Annotated in this window: 17 protein-coding genes and 1 other RNA gene; 13 read left to right on the top strand and 5 right to left on the bottom strand. The window is 36.4% G+C overall.

Annotated features, from left to right (window positions below):
- Positions 1 to 101: 101 nt before the first annotated feature.
- Both C1A06_RS09810 and C1A06_RS09805 read left to right on the top strand, forming a co-directional pair.
- Positions 102 to 1931: an SLC13 family permease gene (locus C1A06_RS09810; protein ID WP_185116838.1), complete on the top strand. Its 1830-nt coding sequence runs from the start codon at positions 102 to 104 to the stop codon at positions 1929 to 1931.
- Between the two features lie 56 nt (positions 1932 to 1987).
- Positions 1988 to 2905, top strand: coding sequence for an HU domain-containing protein (locus C1A06_RS09805; RefSeq protein ID WP_145996378.1), 918 nt, complete (start codon positions 1988 to 1990; stop codon positions 2903 to 2905).
- Positions 2906 to 2962: 57 nt separating this feature from the next.
- Here C1A06_RS09805 and C1A06_RS09800 read toward each other — a convergent pair whose 3' ends face one another.
- Entirely contained in the window at positions 2963 to 4465 is a 1503-nt protein-coding gene (locus C1A06_RS09800; RefSeq protein ID WP_101690082.1) for a GH3 auxin-responsive promoter family protein, read from the bottom strand.
- The gene (locus tag C1A06_RS09795; protein WP_101690081.1) at positions 4462 to 5157 is read right to left on the bottom strand and encodes a Crp/Fnr family transcriptional regulator; all 696 of its coding nucleotides are present in this window, start codon (positions 5155 to 5157) and stop codon (positions 4462 to 4464) included. Before C1A06_RS09795 ends, C1A06_RS09800 begins: the two co-directional genes overlap by 4 nt.
- A gap of 216 nt (positions 5158 to 5373) precedes the next feature.
- Here C1A06_RS09795 and C1A06_RS09790 point away from each other — a divergent pair, with 216 nt between their 5' ends.
- Positions 5374 to 7401: an OPT family oligopeptide transporter gene (locus C1A06_RS09790; RefSeq protein ID WP_101690080.1), complete on the top strand. Its 2028-nt coding sequence runs from the start codon at positions 5374 to 5376 to the stop codon at positions 7399 to 7401.
- A 58-nt stretch (positions 7402 to 7459) separates the two neighbouring features.
- On the opposite strand, the gene rnpB is transcribed toward C1A06_RS09790, so the two are convergent.
- Positions 7460 to 7824, bottom strand: an RNA gene (gene rnpB, locus C1A06_RS09785) — RNase P RNA component class A.
- A 118-nt stretch (positions 7825 to 7942) separates the two neighbouring features.
- On the opposite strand from rnpB, the gene tsaB reads away from it, so the two are divergent.
- The 8 genes from tsaB to C1A06_RS09745 all read left to right on the top strand — a co-directional run bounded on the left by tsaB (position 7943) and on the right by C1A06_RS09745 (position 16574).
- A complete protein-coding gene (gene tsaB / locus C1A06_RS09780) occupies positions 7943 to 8641 on the top strand; it encodes a tRNA (adenosine(37)-N6)-threonylcarbamoyltransferase complex dimerization subunit type 1 TsaB (protein WP_101690079.1) in 699 nt (232 codons plus the stop codon).
- Positions 8642 to 8687: 46 nt separating this feature from the next.
- The gene (locus C1A06_RS09775) at positions 8688 to 9470 is read left to right on the top strand and encodes a formate/nitrite transporter family protein (protein ID WP_101690078.1); all 783 of its coding nucleotides are present in this window, start codon (positions 8688 to 8690) and stop codon (positions 9468 to 9470) included.
- Positions 9471 to 9626: 156 nt separating this feature from the next.
- Complete coding sequence (locus C1A06_RS09770) at positions 9627 to 9998, top strand: BlaI/MecI/CopY family transcriptional regulator (protein ID WP_101690077.1); 372 nt, start codon at positions 9627 to 9629, stop codon at positions 9996 to 9998.
- 11 nt (positions 9999 to 10009) lie between these two features.
- The gene (locus C1A06_RS15065) at positions 10010 to 11329 is read left to right on the top strand and encodes a M56 family metallopeptidase (RefSeq protein ID WP_159461401.1); all 1320 of its coding nucleotides are present in this window, start codon (positions 10010 to 10012) and stop codon (positions 11327 to 11329) included.
- Between the two features lie 109 nt (positions 11330 to 11438).
- Positions 11439 to 12008 (top strand): energy transducer TonB, encoded by a 570-nt coding sequence (locus C1A06_RS09760; RefSeq protein ID WP_101690076.1) that lies wholly within the window; start codon positions 11439 to 11441, stop codon positions 12006 to 12008.
- Positions 12009 to 12069: 61 nt separating this feature from the next.
- Entirely contained in the window at positions 12070 to 14166 is a 2097-nt protein-coding gene (gene recG, locus C1A06_RS09755; protein WP_101690075.1) for an ATP-dependent DNA helicase RecG, read from the top strand.
- A gap of 127 nt (positions 14167 to 14293) precedes the next feature.
- Positions 14294 to 15475 carry a type III secretion system chaperone family protein gene (locus C1A06_RS09750; protein ID WP_101690074.1) on the top strand — a complete coding sequence of 394 codons (1182 nt, stop codon included), beginning with the start codon at positions 14294 to 14296 and terminating at the stop codon, positions 15473 to 15475.
- A 22-nt stretch (positions 15476 to 15497) separates the two neighbouring features.
- The gene (locus C1A06_RS09745) at positions 15498 to 16574 is read left to right on the top strand and encodes a trypsin-like peptidase domain-containing protein (protein WP_101690073.1); all 1077 of its coding nucleotides are present in this window, start codon (positions 15498 to 15500) and stop codon (positions 16572 to 16574) included.
- Between the two features lie 39 nt (positions 16575 to 16613).
- On the opposite strand, the gene C1A06_RS09740 is transcribed toward C1A06_RS09745, so the two are convergent.
- Positions 16614 to 17498: a diacylglycerol/lipid kinase family protein gene (locus C1A06_RS09740; RefSeq protein WP_101690072.1), complete on the bottom strand. Its 885-nt coding sequence runs from the start codon at positions 17496 to 17498 to the stop codon at positions 16614 to 16616.
- A gap of 106 nt (positions 17499 to 17604) precedes the next feature.
- Here C1A06_RS09740 and C1A06_RS09735 point away from each other — a divergent pair, with 106 nt between their 5' ends.
- Positions 17605 to 18411, top strand: a complete 807-nt coding sequence (locus tag C1A06_RS09735; protein WP_101690071.1) for a threonine/serine exporter family protein — start codon at positions 17605 to 17607, stop codon at positions 18409 to 18411.
- A gap of 6 nt (positions 18412 to 18417) precedes the next feature.
- A complete protein-coding gene (locus tag C1A06_RS09730; protein ID WP_101690070.1) occupies positions 18418 to 18921 on the top strand; it encodes a threonine/serine exporter family protein in 504 nt (167 codons plus the stop codon).
- Here C1A06_RS09730 and C1A06_RS09725 read toward each other — a convergent pair.
- Entirely contained in the window at positions 18911 to 19744 is an 834-nt protein-coding gene (locus C1A06_RS09725; RefSeq protein ID WP_101690069.1) for a metal ABC transporter permease, read from the bottom strand. The genes C1A06_RS09730 and C1A06_RS09725 overlap by 11 nt on opposite strands.
- Between the last annotated feature and the right edge of the window lie 226 nt (positions 19745 to 19970).

The following is a 19970-nucleotide window of genomic DNA, read 5'->3' as shown; positions in this document are numbered from 1 at the left end:
ATTTATAAAGCTCTCGTGAATTGAAATTATTATTTTCTTTATATTTGTATATAAATCTAACAAATAGACTAGATATGTCCTTATCCACTTTACTCACTCCGGTGAATATTAATTTTATCATTCTGTTTCTGACAGCAGTTTTATTTATTCACGGAAAAATTCGTTCAGATTTAATAGCTCTATGTTCATTGCTGGCATTAGTGTTGTTCGGCTTAATTACTCCTACGCAAGCTTTGGCGGGATTTTCTAGCTCGGTGGTAATAATGATGGTTGGATTATTTGTTGTAGGTGGAGCTATTTTTCGTACCGGATTGGCTAAAATGATAAGCAGTAAGATGCTTCGTTTGGCTGGTGATAATGAAAATATTCTTTTCGTATTGGTCATGGTAGTCACAGCATCGGTAGGTGCTTTTGTGAGCAATACCGGGACAGTTGCAGTTATGTTGCCCATCATTGTGAGTATGGCAAATAGTGCTAATATAAGTCCGCGTCGTTATCTAATGCCATTGGCATTTGCTAGTAGTATGGGGCTATTTACTTTGATCAGTACACCTCCTAACTTAGTAATTCAAGAAATTATTACAGAAAAAGGTTATAAACCATTGGAGTTTTTCTCTTTTGCTCCGATCGGATTTGTCTGTTTGTCAGTAGGTATAGTAATGTTGTTTTTTCTAAGTAAGCTTCTAGTCAAAAAGGATGATGATAAACAAAAATCAGATAAGAAAGGTAAGACATTGGCTGAGTTGGCTAATGAATATAATATACAGCAGCAGTCATATTGTATTGAAATAGCCTCTGATTCATCATTATTGAATAAAACTTTGGCCGAGTTAAAAATTGCGACTAAATACAATGTTTCTATTGTTAAGATTGTGCGTAGAGATAAGTCTTCTCGATTAAGAAAGAAATATCTGGAAGAAGTTGCAGGTCCAAACTCTATCTTGATGAGAGATGATACTTTGTATTGTCAGGGAGATAAAGAAAATATTGAGCGTTTTGCGACAGAGAATGATTTGACTATTGTTCAGAATCCGGAAAAAAATGGGTTAACCGAGTTCCAAGAATCCGGTATTGCCGAAGTGTATATAATGCCTAATTCAAGATTAATTAATAGAACAATAACAGAGGCTAGATTTCGAGAAGAATTTAATGTAAACGTTTTGGGTGTTCAACAGAATCAGGAATACAAATTAAACGACGTCCGAAATATTAAGCTCCATTCGGGAGATGCTCTACTGGTGCAAGGGCGTTGGAGTGATTTGGCTGAACTGGATAATCGAGAGGCTGATATGGTGCTTGTAGGTCAGCCTCTTAAAGAAGCGTCTAAGGTTACTCTAGATCAGAATGCTCCGGTTGCAGCTTTTATAATGCTATTAATGATAATAGCGATGGTAACGAATATCATGGCACCGGTAGTTGCCGTTTTATTGGCAGCAGTAGCTATGGTATTTACAGGGTGCTTGCGTAATATGGAAGAAGCATATAGTAATATAAATTGGGAAAGTATCGTTCTTATTGGGGCAATGATGCCAATGGCTACTGCCTTCGAAAATACGGGAATCGATATTATGATATCCAATGGCCTGGTCGGATATTTTGGTGGAATGAGTAATTATGCATTATTGGCAGGAATCTATTTTGGAACTTCAATTCTTACACTTTTTATTAGTAATACCGCAACAGCCATACTTTTTGCTCCGATTGCCATGCAGTCGGCTGTAACAATGGGTATTAGTCCATATCCGTTATTGTTTGCCGTCGCAGTAGGTGCCAGCATGTGTTTCGCATCACCATTCTCAACACCTCCTAATGCATTAGTCATGTCAGCAGGTCGTTATGAATTTATGGATTATATGAAAGTTGGATTGCCCCTTCAAATTGTGATGGGAATTATTATGGTATTTGTACTTCCATTATTATTTCCTTTCTAAAATTGAACCTTTTATTTTTCGATTTTTAATTCTATCTTTGCGTTATGAAAGATTGGATGAGTAGATACATTGAATTTTTGCTTGCTTCGCATAACTGTTTGGTGATACCAGGGTTAGGCGGGTTTATAGTAAGCGATAAATTTGAATTGTCTAATTCTGATACAATTTTACTACCTAATCTGACTGTTGCTTTCAATCAAGACTTAAAGTATAATGATGGTTTACTTTATGCAGCATTGCAACAATACGAAGGATTAACATACGATAAGGCACACCAAAAGGTGAGTGATGAAGTCTATCGAATTAAAACGGAATTAAGTAAAAATAAAATCTTTCAAATCGGTCGTGTCGGTACACTGGAGCTGAATACCGAGAATAATCTTTTCTTTCAACCCAGCGAAGAATACGTTCATCCTTCAAACTTTGGATTGGTCGCTGTGTCATTGAATAAATTACAACGTGAGATTGAAGCTCCTGCAGAATATGTATCTGTCAGAGAGAATAGTAAAATGTCGTATATAGCTGTGGCTATTGCTTTAATTTTACTATTTGTTATGCCTATTTTCAATCAGCACGAAAAGCGAGTTCAGCAAGCAAGCATAATAGAAACTACTCAAAAGAGTTTATCTAATAAGTTCGAGAGTTATATTGCTTCCAGCCAAGAGACCTTGTCAGAATTGAGATCTCAGGCTGAAGGGGAAGATGAACTAGCAGTATTGCCTCAAGCCGAGAAAATATCAGCTAGAACTTATTACGTTGTTATTGGCAGTGAAACAAGTGAGCATAGACGAGATGCCTTAATGACAAAGTTTTCTAAAGATTTTTCAGATGTTTCATACGTAGAGACTGATGGTCGTTATCGTATATATGCAGCATCATTTGACGATAAAGCGATAGCAGAAGAATTTGTGATTAAGTTTCGTGAAGAAAATCCAAAATATGAAACAGCTTGGCTGTATTCAAAGAAGAATTAAATCTAACGTCGCTAAAATATAATAAAAAGGCTCTCCAATGAGAGCCTTTTTATTGTTCTATCCTAGGAATGAAATGAGCTTATTTACGTAATCTCTATTGTTTGAAAGGCGTGGCACCTTATTTTGACCACCCAATTTGCCTAAAGATGATAAAAAATCATTGAATGTACCTTTTGGCACACTATGGATTATAGGGGCGCGCAGAGATAAATTATAAGACCGTTTTGCTTCGTAATCTGAATTTACTTTTTTTAAAGCGTTGTCCAACTCCTCTGTAAATATATTTATATCTGTTGGCTGAGTTTCAAATTCAATAAACCATTCGTGAGCTCCAGTATTATTATCACCGAAGTATACAGGCGCAGCTGTGTATTCCGATATTTGCGCTTGAGTCTTGTTGCAAGCTTCTGATAAAGCTTTTTCGGCATTATCTATAATTAACTCTTCACCAAAAGCATTGATAAAACTTTTAGTACGTCCCGTAATGTGAAATAGATATGGACTTGTTGATGTGAATTCTATTGTATCACCGATCATGTAACGCCATAACCCGCCATTGGTAGATATAACAATCGCATAATTCTGTCCAACTTGCACTTCGTCTAGAGTTAAAGTTTGTGGTTGAGGCGAATCCCACTCCGACATAGGTATAAACTCGTAGTAGATATTGCTATCCAGCATCAGAAGCATATCTTTAGAATCATTTGTATATTGTACACCGAAGAACCCTTCAGATGCATTATAAGTTTCCCAGTAATACATGTCAGGCTTCTGAATGATCTTTCTATATTGTTCCTCAAAAGGAGCGAAGCTAACTCCTCCATGGAAAAACACTTCTAGGTTTGGCCAGATATCTGTCAATTCGCGACCCGTATCTGTTTTTATCTTTTTTAGAAGGATCAGTAGCCACGAAGGTACACCCATAAATGCGCGTACATCGTTCTTAACTGCATAATCGGTCAGTGCCTGCAATTTGTCTTCCCAATCGGGTAGGAGAGAAATACTTTCAGGGGTTCGACTTCTTTTAGCCCAGAAATATAGATTTTTTATAAGTATAGCCGAAATATCACCAGTAAAGATGCCGTCGCCTATACTGTTAATCTGCTTACTGCCACCTAGCACAAGAGTTTTTCCAAAGAAAAACTTAGCATTTTTGTTCTGTCGACCATAAATTGCTAACATTTGCTCTCCGCACTTGTAATGACCTTGAGTTAGCGATTCTCTGGTAACTGGTATATACTTGCTTTTATCTTCAGTAGTTCCCGAAGACATTGCAAACCATTCTATAGGTTTGTTCCATAGTACATTTTGCTGATGCTCCTGAAGAATTTTATCCAGGTATGGACGTAGATCTTCGTATTGGAAAATAGGAACATTTTTTCGAAAATCATCTTTGTTTTTGATTGTATCGAATTTATGTTCTTGTCCAATATAAGTTTGAGCGCCATTACGAATTAGATAATTCAGTATCTTTTCTTGAGTTTCGATAGGTTTCGTAATGAAACTATCTACTTCGCGATATTTGTAGTCTAAATATTTATGAGCAATTTGCTTGATCATCCTATGCGACTAATTTTTCTTAATAGTTCGGCGTCGTGAATCTTGATTTTACGACCATCCAACGAAATTATTCTTTCGTCGGCGAAATTAGATAAAGTACGGATAGCATTTGACGTTGTCATATTTGACAGATTCGCAAGATCTTCTCTTGAAAGATAAATACTAATGGTCGCACCATCTTCCTCGAAACCATAGCTGTCCATGAGGAATATCAGCGACTCAGCTAAGCGACCTCGAATATGCTTTTGTGTCAGATTAACAACTCTTTCGTCGGCAATGCCTAAATCTGTAGATAGTTCCTGTATGAAAAACATAGCTAATGAAGGATTATTCATGACTAATTTTTCAATAAGGACCATCGGAATGAAGCATATTGTCGATAACTCGAAAGCAGCTGCTGCCGTTACATATGGTTCTTTTGCAAAATATGCACGATATCCAAAGTATTGCGAAGGCCTTATCATTCGAATGATTTGACTTCGTCCACCAACCCCTTCCTTAAATATTTTTACTTTACCTTGACATAGGCACATAAGGTCTTTAGGAGTATCATTCTCTCTATAAATAACCTCATTCTTTTTAAACTCAACAATCCGGGTGTTAGTTGTAATAGTTTCTTTCTCTTTATCGTTTAGTACATTCCATATTTCGGGAATACTTTCAGATAAACTAATAACTATGCTTCTTGCCATCTATATAGATACTTTCGATTGTTTTTGTATTTGGTTCGATCTAATGCAAAGTTAAACTATTTTTTGAAGAATTACAAAAGCAATCGAAATACTACAACTGTAGTCCTCTAGTTTATTGCAAAGCTTCTTGTTTATAGGGGTTCTTATATCGAAAAAAGTTTTATTTTTGTATGGCTTGATGAAATATCTATAAAATTTATAATAAAATCATAATTTATGGAAGAGAACAAAGAAAGGATGGGGGATTTACCCGAAAATGCTTTTCGAGAACTAAAAGAGGGAGAAGAATACACTCCGCTGATGCATCCGGATAAAAATTACCCGGAAGTGACCCCTTGGTCGGTGACATGGGGTATTTTGATGGCTATTTTATTTAGTGCTGCAGCAGCATATTTAGGTTTAAAAGTAGGACAAGTTTTTGAAGCGGCAATTCCAATTGCAATTATTGGAGTTGGATTGTCTACAGCTTTCAAAAGGAAAAATGCTTTGGGTGAGAATGTATTGATTCAGTCTATAGGTGCCAGCAGTGGAGTAATCGTTGCCGGTGCAATTTTTACACTTCCTGCATTATATATCTTGCAAGATAAATACCCGGAACTGTCGGTTAGTTTCTTGCAGGTATTTATGAGTTCGTTACTTGGAGGTATATTGGGTATCTTATTTTTGATCCCTTTCCGCAAGTATTTTGTTTCTGATATGCATGGCAAATATCCTTTTCCTGAAGCAACTGCTACTACACAAGTGCTTATCTCAGGAGAAAAGGGAGCTGGACAAGCTAAACCTCTTGTATTGGCAGGATTAATTGGTGGACTTTATGATTTCGTAATTGCAACCTTCGGAACATGGGCTGAAGACTTTACTACAAGAGCTTTCGCTTTTGGCGAGTTAGTTGCAGATAAAGCCAAACTTGTCTTTAAAGTGAACGTAGGTGCGGCTGTACTTGGCCTAGGTTTCATCATTGGATTGAAATATGCTGCAATCATTTGTGCAGGTTCTGCTTTAGTTTGGTTTATAATTGTGCCTTTATTGCCGCACTTGGGAGATGCTGTTCTTTCTTTCTTACATCCTACTTTTGTAGCTTCAATAACTGGAACTCCATCTGCAGCATTAGCAGATATGGCTCCGGAAACTATCTTCACTGAATTTGCGCGCCATATCGGTATCGGCGGTATTGCTATGTCTGGTATTATTGGTATTATTAAATCATGGCCAGTAATTAAAAGTGCTGTAGGTTTGGCATCATCAGAAATGAAGGGCGGTAAAGGCGTTGATACTAAGGTGGCTGTTAAGCGTACGCAGCGTGATTTGCCGATGAAGTTTATCATTCCTGCATTGATAGTCTCTTTGATTGTAACATTTCTATTCTTCTATTTTGGAGTTATAAATAATCTTGTATTTGCAATTGTAGGTATCCTTATAGTACTTGTTGTTGCATTCTTGTTTACGACAGTAGCTGCAAATGCAATTGCCATTGTTGGTAGTAATCCAGTATCGGGAATGACTTTGATGACTTTGATTTTATCTTCAGTTATTCTTGTTGCAGTAGGTCTTGAAGGTACTGCAGGTATGGTTACAGCTCTTGTGATAGGTGGAGTTGTTTGTACGGCACTATCAATGGCAGGTGGTTTCATTTCAGATTTAAAAGTTGGTTATTGGTTAGGAACTACTCCGGCAAAACAACAAACATGGAAGTTCTTAGGAACTCTAGTCTCGGCAGCTACTGTAGGTGGTGTTATGATTATCCTGAATAAAACATATGGATTTACTGGAGAGAATTCTCTTGTTGCACCGCAAGCAAATGCAATGGCAGCAGTAATTGAGCCATTGATGATGGGGCAGGGTGCACCTTGGATGTTGTATTCTATTGGTGCAATTATTGCTCTTGTTCTGACTGGAATTAAAGCTCCGGCATTGCCGTTTGCGTTAGGAATGTTTATCCCATTACAGTTGAATATTCCATTGCTAGTGGGTGGATTGATCAGTTGGTTTGTTGGTAGCCGCAGTAAAGATGCTAGCGTGAATAAAGCCCGAGTGGATAAAGGTACATTACTGGCATCAGGGTTTATCGCAGGAGGAGCATTAATGGGCGTTGTATCAGCAGCTTTGCGCTTTGGTGGTATTTCGTTTATTAGCGAAGATTCAACTTGGATTGGAAGTAAAGGTGCAGAATTATTATCATTAGTAGCATATGCTGCTATTATAGGATATTTGACATATTCTTCGATCAGAGCAAAGAAAGATTAAATAATCTATATTATAATTAGAAAAGAGCTTCTCTATATAAGGGAAGCTCTTTCTTTTGGTGAACAGTAGATCTATAAGCCGGGTTCTGTACTCTAATGATATAGAGCGTCTGTCATTTATCTAGACTTGATGTCACCATCAGGCTCAAGCGACCTACCCCCCGACATCGAGCGAGCAGCCCTACATGCGTCGGTATACATGGTCTTGCAACTTGCAAGTAGTACGGCTCGATATATTACTATATCGACCGGTGAGCTCTTACCTCACCTTTTCACCCTTACCTCGTGAGAGGCGGTTATTTTCTGTTACCTTAAACTCTGACCTCACGACCAGCTTCCCGTTAAGAAGTACAATGCTCTGTGTTGCCCGGACTTTCCTCTTGCCGCATCTTGCGAAGCGACCAGCGACAAACCGTTCTACTGTTTATTTCGGGGGCAAAGGTACAACTTAAATTTTTTCTATGACTTATTCTTGTTACTTTAGTAATGAGGTATTGTCACATTTTATGTATTTTTGCAGCTGACTTTTAAAATCTCAACATATGTCGTGTATATTATATATAGAAACAGCAACTTCAGTTTGTTCGGTTGCTGTCAGCAAAGATGGTGAAGTGATTTTTCAGAAAGAAGAAACCACAGGTCCATCACATGCTCAAGTTTTGGGCTCTTTTGTAAAAGAAGCGGTAGATGAACTTCAAAAAAAGAATTTAAAGCCAGATGCAGTGGCTGTAAGCTGTGGCCCGGGTTCATATACCGGATTACGTATAGGTGTATCTGAAGCTAAAGGTTTATGCTATGGCTGGAATATTCCATTGATAGCTATTGAAACTTTGACAATAATGGCTGCGGGTGTTGTTCGCCGTAGATTAGTTGGCGATGATGTATTACTATGCCCGATGATTGATGCCCGTCGAATGGAAGTGTATGATGCGATATTTGATTCGCAATTGACAAAATTAAAAGAGGTATCAGCAGATATCATAGACGAAAATTCTTTTGCAGAATATCTGTCTGCCAATAAAGTGGTATTCTTTGGTGATGGATCGGATAAATGTAAATCGGCATTAACTCATGTAAATGCATCTTTTTTGGATTCGGTTTATCCTCACGCTGAAGATATGGTGGCGTTAGCCGAAGAAGCATTTGCTAATAAAAGTTTTGTAGATGTTGCTTATTTCGAACCTTTCTATTTGAAGGAGTTTGTAGCTACTACACCTAAAAATAAAGTGTTGGGAACTTAATTAAGTTTCTATATTAAACCTTATATAACCTTAAATCATATTACGTATGTTTTTGTTTTCTCCCAAAGAGGTTGCAGTAGAATTTTGCAATTCGGGTATTTATAAGTCTAATTTGGATACAAAGCGCTTTGCTTTACTTGCTATACTAGGCGGAGCTTTTATTGCTTTAGGAGGACTTCTAACTGTTATTGTAGCAGGAGGTATGCCTGGTCTTGCTTTAGACAATCCTGGTATGATTAAGTTTATAGCCGGATGTATTTTCCCCGTAGGGCTAATCATGGTAACTATAGCTGGAGCAGATTTATTTACTAGTGATTGTGCTGGTGTTGTACTGCCATATCTAGAGAGGAAAATAACTGTTGTAGCAGTTTTTAAGGTTCTAGCTATTTCTTATATTTTTAATTTCGTTGGGGCGCAATTTATTGCTTACTTTTTATCTTCTAGTGTTGGACTTCTTGATTCAGATCCTTGGAGGTCGTATCTGCATAATCTTGCCTATTCCAAAACTTCATTAGACTTCTATACTGTATTTATGAAAGGTATTGGAGCTAACTGGCTTGTTTGTCTTGGAGCATGGATGGGATTTGCTGGAAAAGATCTTGTCAGTAAATCGTTAGGTATCTGGATCCCGGTAATGATGTTTGTGACATTAGGATATGAGCACTCTATAGCTAATATGTTTTTTATTCCTGCTGCTATATATTCTGGAGCCGAAATCACATGGAGCTATTTTCTAGTATCTAATCTTATTCCTGCTACGTTAGGCAACATTGTTGGGGGATCGCTGTTAGTAGGAGGATTGTATTGGTATATCTATATGAAAAAATAGATGCTAATGTTGTAGCAAATATAACCAAAGTCGAAAAGAATAATTTAATAATAAAAATGTGTGAGTCGAGTAAATGCTTGGCTCATTTTTTTTAATTTTTATTTGCATATAAATTTATAATCAGTATATTTACGAAAAAATAGTAGATTTACGAGTATGGAAAAGTTAACGCATCAAGAAGAAACAATAATGTTAAATATCTGGAACCTTAAAGAATGTGTGGTAAAAGATATAGTAATGAAAATGGATGAACCCCGTCCTCCATATACAACTGTAGCTTCTATTGTGAGGAATTTAGAGCAGAAAGGGTATCTGAATTCGAAGAAATATGGTAACGTATATGTTTATTCTCCTAAAATTGAAGAGGATGATTATAAGGCTGTTTTTATGTCGAATGTAGTATCAAATTATTTTAGTGATTCGTATAAGAACTTAGTTTCATTTTTTGCTAAAGAAGAAAAGATATCCGCTGAAGATTTACAGGAAATAATTAGAATGATTGAAGAAGGAAAGAGTAAAAATAAATAATACCGGAGAATATGGAAACACAAATTATTACATATCTACTGAAAGCTTCATTGTCTTTTGTCGTTTTCTATTTATTATATTTACTGTGCTTTCGGAATGATACTCTGTTAAATATCAGACGGTTTTATTTCTTGGCTATCATCTTGTTTTCGATTAGTTTTCCTTTTATAAATATTCAGCTAAATCAAGAACAGTACAGCGCATTGCCCGAATTTCTTCTACCGGCTGCAATTGTCACAGCAAATACAGCTAGCGAATCAAGTTTCTACGGAAATGTTTTTGATTTTTCATTGCTGCAAATAGTACTAGGAGTCATATTTTTTATCTCATCAATATTACTACTAAGATTTCTTCTCCAGGTATTCAGTCTTATACGTCTTAAAAAAGGTTTGAAGCAAAAAAGTGATGATAAGTATCAGTACATATATCTAGTAGAGAAATCTTCTTCTTCGTTCTCCTTTTTCAATTGGATTTTCTTAAACCATCCAGAAGGTGACATTGAGAATGATGAGGTAATTGCTCATGAACAAGAGCATGCAAAGCAGTTTCACTCTATCGATGTCGTTCTTATAGAATTGACTTGTATCGTCTTTTGGTGGAATCCTATTGTCTGGATGATTCGTAGTGAGATGAAAACCAATTTAGAGTATTTAGCTGATAGAGGTGTCGTCAACAATGGATACGATAGCTATAAATACCAATATACTTTACTACAAACGATAAATAATAATACAGGTATACCTTTCATAAATAATTTTAATGTATCACAACTCAAAAAACGAATTGCCATGATGAATAAACAAAAAACATCCATATTTGGATCGGCCAAGTATCTATTGTCCTTGCCATTAATAGCAGGATTATTACTCATCAATTGCTCATTGTCTGGAGCACTTCAAGATAATAGCAATTCGACCCCACTAAATTCGAATGAAGAAGTTAAGCAAGAATCTATTTTGATTGATTCTGACTCTAATCAGCAGGACAGACCTTTTACAACAGTAGAGATTATGCCTCGTTATCCAGGTGGTGAAGATGAAATGTTCAAATTTATTGGTGAGAATCTGAAATATCCTGAATCAGCGGAAAAAGCGAATATTCAAGGTCGAGTAATTATACGTTTTGTAGTAGACAAAGAGGGAAATGTAATAGAGCCAAAAGTTTTGAGAGGGATTGATCCGGCATGTGATGCTGAATCGCTTCGGGTAATTTCGATGATGCCTAAATGGACTCCAGGGAAACAAAATGGGAAAGAGGTTGCAGTCTACTTTACAATTCCAATAATTTTCAAATTGGATAAAGATAAGGAAGTTAAAGAAGTACAAGAATAATATTGCAGTAGAGGTTGTTTGATTCGAACAACCTCTTTTTATTGGATGTAAAAATGTATATCTTTATCATATGTAGTACGATGTATTGGTGACCTTAAAATATTGACTTATGAAAAATATACTATCATATATTTGCCTGATTTGTTCATCCTTATCTGTATTTAGTTGTACAAGTAAAAATACATCTAAAGAGTTTCAAGCTGAACAAAAGATTGAGATAAAATCAGATTCCTTAGAATTGACAAATCAAATAGATTCATTGATTGTTGCAGATTCTTTACTTCCCAATATAGGATTGCTAGTTCCTGAAGAAATAGAACCTATAGAAGAGATTATTGTAAATTTAGAACCCATTGATACGACAAAGGTTTATAGAATGGTTGAACAAATGCCTCAATTTCCTGGCGGAGAAGCAGAGATGTATAGTTATATCAGCAAGAATTTGAAATATCCCGATGAAGCTATTGAGAGTGGTGTACAAGGTCGTATGATAATTCGTTTTGTCGTTCATCGATCCGGAAAAGTAATAAATGCTGAAATATTAAAGAGTATGCACCCTAAATGTGATTCTGCGGCTTTAGATGTAATCAATAATATGCCTGATTGGATTCCAGGGAAGCAAAATGGACAAGTTGTGAGTGTATATTATATGCTTCCGATAATGCCACATTTTAGATAGTTTTCTATCTTACGAAATTATATGTATTTTTGCTTTATAGTCGGAAAGCAATTAAAAAAACGTGGCAGATTACGGACAAACTGATATAAAATATTTACCGGGAGTAGGACCTAAACGGGCCGAAATTCTGAATAAAGAGATTGATGTCTTTTCGGTCGAAGACTTACTACATTATTTCCCTTATAAATATATTGACAGAAGTCGTATCTATTTCATTCACGAAATAGATGGGGCTATGCCTTATATTCAGTTGAAAGGACATATTACACTATTCGAGACAATAGGTGAAGGACGGAATAAGCGACTAGTCGCTCATTTTACCGACGGAACGGGTTTCATAGAATTAGTCTGGTTTCAAGGAGGTAAATTTGTAGCAGATAAATATAAAACTTTTGTACCCTATATAGTATTTGGTAAACCAACGCGATTTGGAGATAAGTTCAATATTGCTCACCCCGAGATAGATCCTTATATTGACGAGAATTCGCGGAATATAGGCTTGATGCCAGCGTACAATACAACTGAGAAAATGAAAAAACATTTTCTCAATTCGAAAGCTATACAGAAGATGATGATGTCGGCTTTCTCATCGTTTTCGTCTCAACTGATAGAAACATTGCCGGCCCAAGTGCTTAAAGAAGCCAATCTGATGGGCTTGAAAGAATCTTTACGCAATATTCATTTTCCCGAGAATGCACAATTGTTACGCGCAGCACAATTTCGATTGAAATTTGAAGAATTGTTTTATATTCAGCTTAATATCTTAAAATATACATCCGATCGAAAATCGAAGCTTAAAGGCCTGATATTTTCTAGAGTGGGCGACTATCTAAATAATTTTTATTCGCAGAATCTTCCATTCGAATTGACTAATGCTCAGAAGCGCATAATCAAAGAGATCAGACAGGATATGGCAACTGGCGAGCAGATGAACCGTTTGTTGCAAGGAGATGTTGGTAGCGGGAAGACATTGGTTGCGTTGATGTTGATGCTGATAACTATAGATAATGGTTTTCAGGCAGCAATGATGGCTCCAACCGAGATATTGGCTACTCAGCATTTTATCACTATTCAGGATATGCTGAAGGGCATGAATGTTAATGTTGAGCTATTAACTGGCTCGACCAAGAAATCAGACAGAGAACGTATTCATGCGAATTTACTTAATGGAACATTGCAGATTCTAGTTGGTACACATGCTCTTATCGAAGATACTGTACAGTTTCAGAATCTAGGATTGGTTGTCATCGACGAACAACATCGTTTCGGTGTTGCTCAACGGGCTAAGCTATGGTCTAAAAACGTACAACCTCCACATATTTTGGTAATGACAGCTACGCCTATACCACGTACATTGGCTATGACCGTTTATGGCGATTTGGATGTATCGGTTATAGATGAACTACCTCCGGGAAGAAAACCGATTCAGACTATCCATCAGTATGACAAAAAGCGTGGAACTTTGTATCAATCGATACGTCGTCAACTGCAAGAAGGTCGTCAGGTATACATTGTTTATCCACTGATAGAAGAAAGCGAAAAGATAGATTTGAAGAATCTCGAAAACGGATACGACCATATTCGAGAGGTATTTCCAGAATATACAGTCTGCAAAGTTCATGGAAAGATGAAGCCTAAAGAAAAAGAAGAGCAGATGCAACGTTTTGTCCGTAACGAAGCTCAAATAATGGTTGCTACAACGGTTATCGAAGTCGGAGTTAATGTTCCTAATGCTTCAGTAATGGTTATCGAGGATGCTCAACGCTTTGGACTATCCCAGCTACATCAATTGCGTGGTCGGGTAGGGCGTGGAGCCGATCAATCATATTGTATCTTGGTGACACCATACGAATTGTCGGCAGATACACGTAAACGTATGGAGATTATGGTCGAGAGCAATGATGGTTTCGAAATAGCTGAGGCCGATTTAAAACTTCGTGGGCCCGGCGATTTAGACGGAACTCAACAGAGCGGAATCCCATTTAATCTACGTATAGCTAATATCGTTCGTGATTCGGATATCTTGCAATATTCACGAAAAGTGGCTGAGAAAGTATTAGACTCTGATCCTCAGCTCGAGCATCCTGAAAATAGAATACTTCTTCGTCAGCTGAAAAAGCTAAAAGGAAATAGATTTGGCTGGGGACTGATCAGCTAATAAAAGAATGCTTCACAAAAAGCTAAAAAGCTTAAATTTATTGTATATTTGTTTTAGTCTCATTTATTCGATTATGAGGCCCTAATAATACGTTTTTTAGACTATACAATATTACACATCTATAAATATGAAGCAGACTCTTACTTTTAATCCTTCAATAATCCAATCTACCGAGAGTAAAATTAATCTTGATGCTTTCGATAAGAGTGTTGATGCTTATGAGAAAAAAGATTATAAACAATCTTTTCTATTGTTGTTGGATTATATAAATCCTGATATTCGTACTAAATATCAAAAAGATAATAGCTTTAGTGTTCCGCATGGATCGGTATTAGTAAATATTGAGCTGACTGATGATCAGTTAATCGTTACAGCTCCATTTTTGAAATTACCAGACAAGAATAGAGTCCCATTGCTCCGTCAAACAGCTACCCTGAATTTCAGATACATTGATATGGCTCATATCAAATTGGAAAATGAACGCCTATTATTTGAATATTCATGCCCATTAGCATTGGCGAATCCATATAAACTATATTACGTCTTAAGGGAGATTTGTGCTACAGGAGATGAATACGATGATGAGTTCGCTACGAAGTTTGGAGCTGAACGTATCTATGAGCCAAAGATAACTCCTTATGATGCCAAGACTCTGGATGCAGTATATAGTGTAATTCAGCAGAGCTGTGAAGAATGTAATACGGGCATTAAATATTTTGAAAGTGAGCGTAAATATGGATATGCATGGAACATCGTAGCCAGTACATTGTTAAAAATCTTGTATTATGCCCATCCACAAGGTCAATTGCTGAATGATATAAATAAAGCAATCGAAGATCTTGATCGGGAAGATATACCATTGTCTGAAACTGTAAATATTGCTCGTAAGCTTGTCGATCGTATTCAAGCAATGTCTAAAGAAGAGCTATCGAAAGATATGTATTATGTAGAAACTTTCGTCTCGACAAAACGTAGATCGACCTTAACGAATATTCAGGATAACTTCAAAGGTTTATATGAGACTGTGTCTAAATATATGGAACAAGAAGACTATATGGCTTCGACTGTTATGATGACTTACCAGTTTTACAATATGTATTACAATAACGATGTACAAGACGATGTCAATAAACTGGTCGTTAATGCCCTCACACAATCGTCTGCTAAGCCATGGTCAGAAGCCGCTTCGATTCAGTTTCGTGCGGTAAAAAGCATTATGGAAGGTAATTTATCGACACCTATCGGTGGAGGTAGTCTCAAAGACGCGGTTAGCTCTTTGTTTGGAGGATTGTTTGGTAAAAAGAAATAATAATACAAGATAGTTTAGAATTATGGCTCATAATAATATATACGATGCAGTTTTTAAAGTAAATCATGCAGGAGGTTCGGGTAGTTGCTTCTATCTGAAAAAATATAATTTATTCGTAACAAATTACCATGTCGTAGATGGATATCGTGAAGTTGGTATTCAAGATGATGAGAAAAATTCATATCTGGCTAAGGTCATCATGGTAAACACATCGCGCGATATCGCATTTCTGGCAGCAGATGGTAACTTTGAATCATTGCCCGAAATAAAATTATCGGATGTAGATGAAACTGTAATTGGACAAAAGATTAATGTCGCAGGATATCCTTATGGCATGCCATTCTCTGTAACAGAGGGGACTGTATCCTCTCCCAAACAATTGATGGAATCAAACTATTTTATTCAAACTGATGCTGCTGTCAATCCGGGTAATAGTGGTGGCCCAATGTTCAATGAAAAGCAGGAATTGATAGCTATAACCGTAAGTAAAATAAAAGATGCTGATAATATGGGATTCGGTATTCCCGTTGCAGACCTTAAGAAGATTATTGTTGATATAGATAAACTGGATAGAACTAAATTTAATGTTCAATGTTCAAGTTGTGATGAATTTATCTTTACTGAAGAAAATTTCTGCCCTTCTTGCGGAAACAAACTGCCGGATAAGGTTTTTGATGCTCGTGGATTGACAGATCTTGCAACATTCTGCGAAGAAGCTATTAGCGAAATGGGCATAAATCCTATACTGGCACGTCAGGGATATGAATATTGGAAATTTCATAAAGGAAGTTCTGAGATAAGAATGTTTGTTTATCAGCGAAATTATTTATTTTGTACTTCTCCGATAAATGTCTTACCTAAAAAAGATCTTGAACCAGTATTGACTTATTTGTTGAGCGATCCTATTCAGCCTTATCAACTGGCTTTAGACGAAAGTCAAATATTTTTGTCATATAGGATATTTATTGCAGACATATTTACAGATTATAAAGATGAAATACGGAAAAATATCGTGAATATGGCTATAAAAGCTGATGAATTGGATAATTTCTTAGTAGATACCTATGGCTGTGAATTCTCAGAATATTCGAAGAAATAAATTAAAATAAAAGCCGATCAATTTTGATCGGCTTTTATTTTATGGAACTAGAACTTTCAATCCTTTAGGATAAATCCTTACATGTATATCTTTATCCATTATCAAGGCATCTCCATCAATGTGCATCAGACCTCTAGATGCACGTTTAATAGTAATCTCATTTGTTTTGAAAGATATGAGTTTTTTATTCTTTTCCAGAGTTTTGCTAAACATCTGCAAGCCTAGAATTGGAGTATCTAATATATTCAAGGGTTTCAGAATAGATATACTAAGTTGGCCGTCCTGCACATCTGCATGAGGAGCTATATATGCATTATATCCATATTGACCAGTATTAGCACATGTTACGAGGAAAAAATTATCTCGTATAGTCCCTTGAGGGGTAACGACTTCATATTCTTCTGGGTGATATTTGAAAAATGTAGTGGTCATCGTTTCCATATACATCTTCAATCCTCTGTCTTTAAGCCCTTTTATTTTCCCGGCCACTTGAGCATCAAATCCTACACCACAAGTGCAAAAGAATATGTTATCATTTACTTTTCCATAGTCCATTGTAATCACTTTTTCTTTGTTGATGATGGAAAGAGCTTTTTCGAGATTAGTAGATATATGCAAATCGCGTGCTAATCCATTACCCGATCCAAGAGGGATAATTCCCATGGCACAATTGGTATTCAGAAGGGCGCGTCCAATTTCATTGACAGTACCATCTCCACCTACAGCAACTACATAATCGACTCCATCGGCTGCTGCTTGAGATGCTAATTCGAAGCCATGACCAGCATATTCGGTAAAGTCTACCTGGATATCAAAACGCTCAGGGTCTAAAATCTCTCTAGCTTTTTCAGCTACAAGTTTCTTTCTGGTAGTTCCTGAAACTGGATTAATAATAATATGTATTTTCTTAGCTTGTGTGGTCATTGTGATTTGCTATTTTAATGCAAAAGTATAAGTTTAAACGAATGGATACAAATATTTGCATCCGATTTAGTACTAAGTTTTATATCTTTGTAGTCATTTTTGAGACATGAATACAGAAGACAAATTACAAGAACTAGAAAATAGAGCATCAGCACAACGTGTAGCCGATTTGATTCTCGACATGGGGACGTATATGTTAGCCTCGGGCGCTCATTGTGGTCGTTTATCGAGTAACTTGTCGCGTATGGCTATAGTGTGGAACTATTCGATCGATCTAAATCCTTCATTTAAAGGGTTGCAGGTTACGGTAAAAGATTTGAATAATCCCGATAATTCGGTAACTAGTTATAAAACATCTCCCGAACATAATGTCCATTTATCAGTATTGACAGATATATCTGCTTTGTCTTGGAAAGTGCATGAAGAAAAGCTTCCGATAACTTTTGTAGAAGAAAATTTTCAGAAAATAAAGCAAAAGCCAACTTATCCTACATGGTTAATTACTCTAGCTGTAGGTTTCTCTTGCTCTGGATTGTGTGCATTTGCTTTAGGAGATATTTACAATATTCTGGTTGCTTTCACTGGAGCTTCAGTAGGTTATCTTGTAAAATACCAGATAGCTAAATGGAAATTTAATGCAATGATATCAATTGCATTAGCGGCTTTTGTAACAACATTGATTTCAGGATTCGGATATTTAAATGGCTTTGGAGTTCGTCCTGAAGCAGCAATGGCTACCGCTGTTTTGTACTTGATACCTGGAGTCCCGCTTGTTAATACTGTAATTGACTTGATAGAAGGTTATTTATCATCATCTATCAATCGAGCCTTGTTTGCAGGATTTATTCTTCTATGTATTGCCAGTGGTATGACCTTGTGCATAACTATTTTAGGAATCAGTAATTTTAATTAAACGAGTATGGAACTAACATTCGTCAATGTCTTAATAGATTTCTCTATTGCATTTATTGTTGCTGTAGGATGGGGGATACTTTTCGGTTCACCTCGTAGATTGTTATTGGTTGCAGGTTTACTTGGAGGATTAGGGCATAGTATACGTTTTGTATTTGTTCAGCTGGATATGGGATTGATCACAGCTACACTGGTGGGTTCAGTTATAGTTGGTCTTACCGGAATATGGGTTTCGAAGATTGTGAAAAGCCCTCCCGTAGTTTTTACTATGCCGGCATGTATAACCATGATTCCTGGTTTGTATGCTTATCGTACGATGATGAGCGGAATCCGTTTAATTGACTTAAAAGGAGCTGAAAATGATCCTTCGGTATTAATAGAAATGTCGCATAACTTGATGCTGACAATGTCATTGCTATTTACACTGGCTATCGGTATTTGTATCGGAGCATTACTGTTCCGAAAATCTACGGTAAGGGATATAAAATTAAAAACAATTATTAAAGGCTAGAAAGCTGTTTCCTTTTTTGTACCAATCTAACAACATATCGTAGGACTAGAAATGCTACGATCTGTGTGAAAATTATAAAAACTCCGGATGGAACATCCAATAGTGCTGATAGAAAGAGACCAACAATACAGCCTATAAAACCAATAAGAACGGAAAGCCAAATCATTTTCACAAAATTTGAAGTGAACAAATTGGCTGTCATCTGCGGTATTGTCAGTATAGACATCAGAAGTACAATGCCTACTAAACGGATCGACATAACTATTGTAATGGCTATAAACATCATCATAGTGTATTTGATGAAGTTGACAGGTAGGTTACGTGTTTTAGCAAAGTCCGGATCAAAAGCCGTATATAGTATTTCGCGTCTGAAAAGGACGAATAGAACTATCAATACTAATGATAGAACAGCTAAAGAAATAATATCGAGTTGTGATATCGTAAGAATATTTCCGAATAAGTAGTCCGAAATGTTTGTTGCAAATCCGGGTGTCATGTATATAAAAATAATCCCTATTGCCATTCCCAACGACCACAATGCAGCAATAGCTGAATCTTCACGTATTCCTTGTTTCAAGGATAGCCATTCGATGCCAAAAGCAGACAATATAGAAAATAACAAGGCTGTAAATATCGGATTTATTCCGGCGAAGATGCCAATACCAATACCGCCTAAAGACGCATGTGTAATACCTCCACTGACAAAAACCAATCGGCGGACAACTATGTATGTCCCTATAATGCCACAAGCAATACTAGCCAAAAGGCTACCGATAAGTGCATTTTGAAAAAAATCGTATGAAAGTAGTTCGAAAAAATTCATCTTTTGTCTATCTGATTTTGTGAGTACAAAAATAGACTAATATTGTTGACTATGGAAATTTAGGTTCGTATTTCGAGATAACTTTTTTAGTTCTCGAATAGATAAGATAGATAATGTGACGATTTATGAGTTCTGTTTGAAATTTAAGGGTATTATAATAATTTTATCTATACTATGATTTTGAAATTTGGATGAAAAAAGGCAACAGAATGATTCATGCTAAACT

Origin of the sequence: Dysgonomonas massiliensis (assembly GCF_900240225.1) — a bacterium.
In the GTDB taxonomy this organism is placed as follows: Bacteria; Bacteroidota; Bacteroidia; order Bacteroidales; family Dysgonomonadaceae; genus Dysgonomonas; species Dysgonomonas massiliensis.
This window is presented reverse-complemented; position numbering and strand designations above follow the sequence as displayed.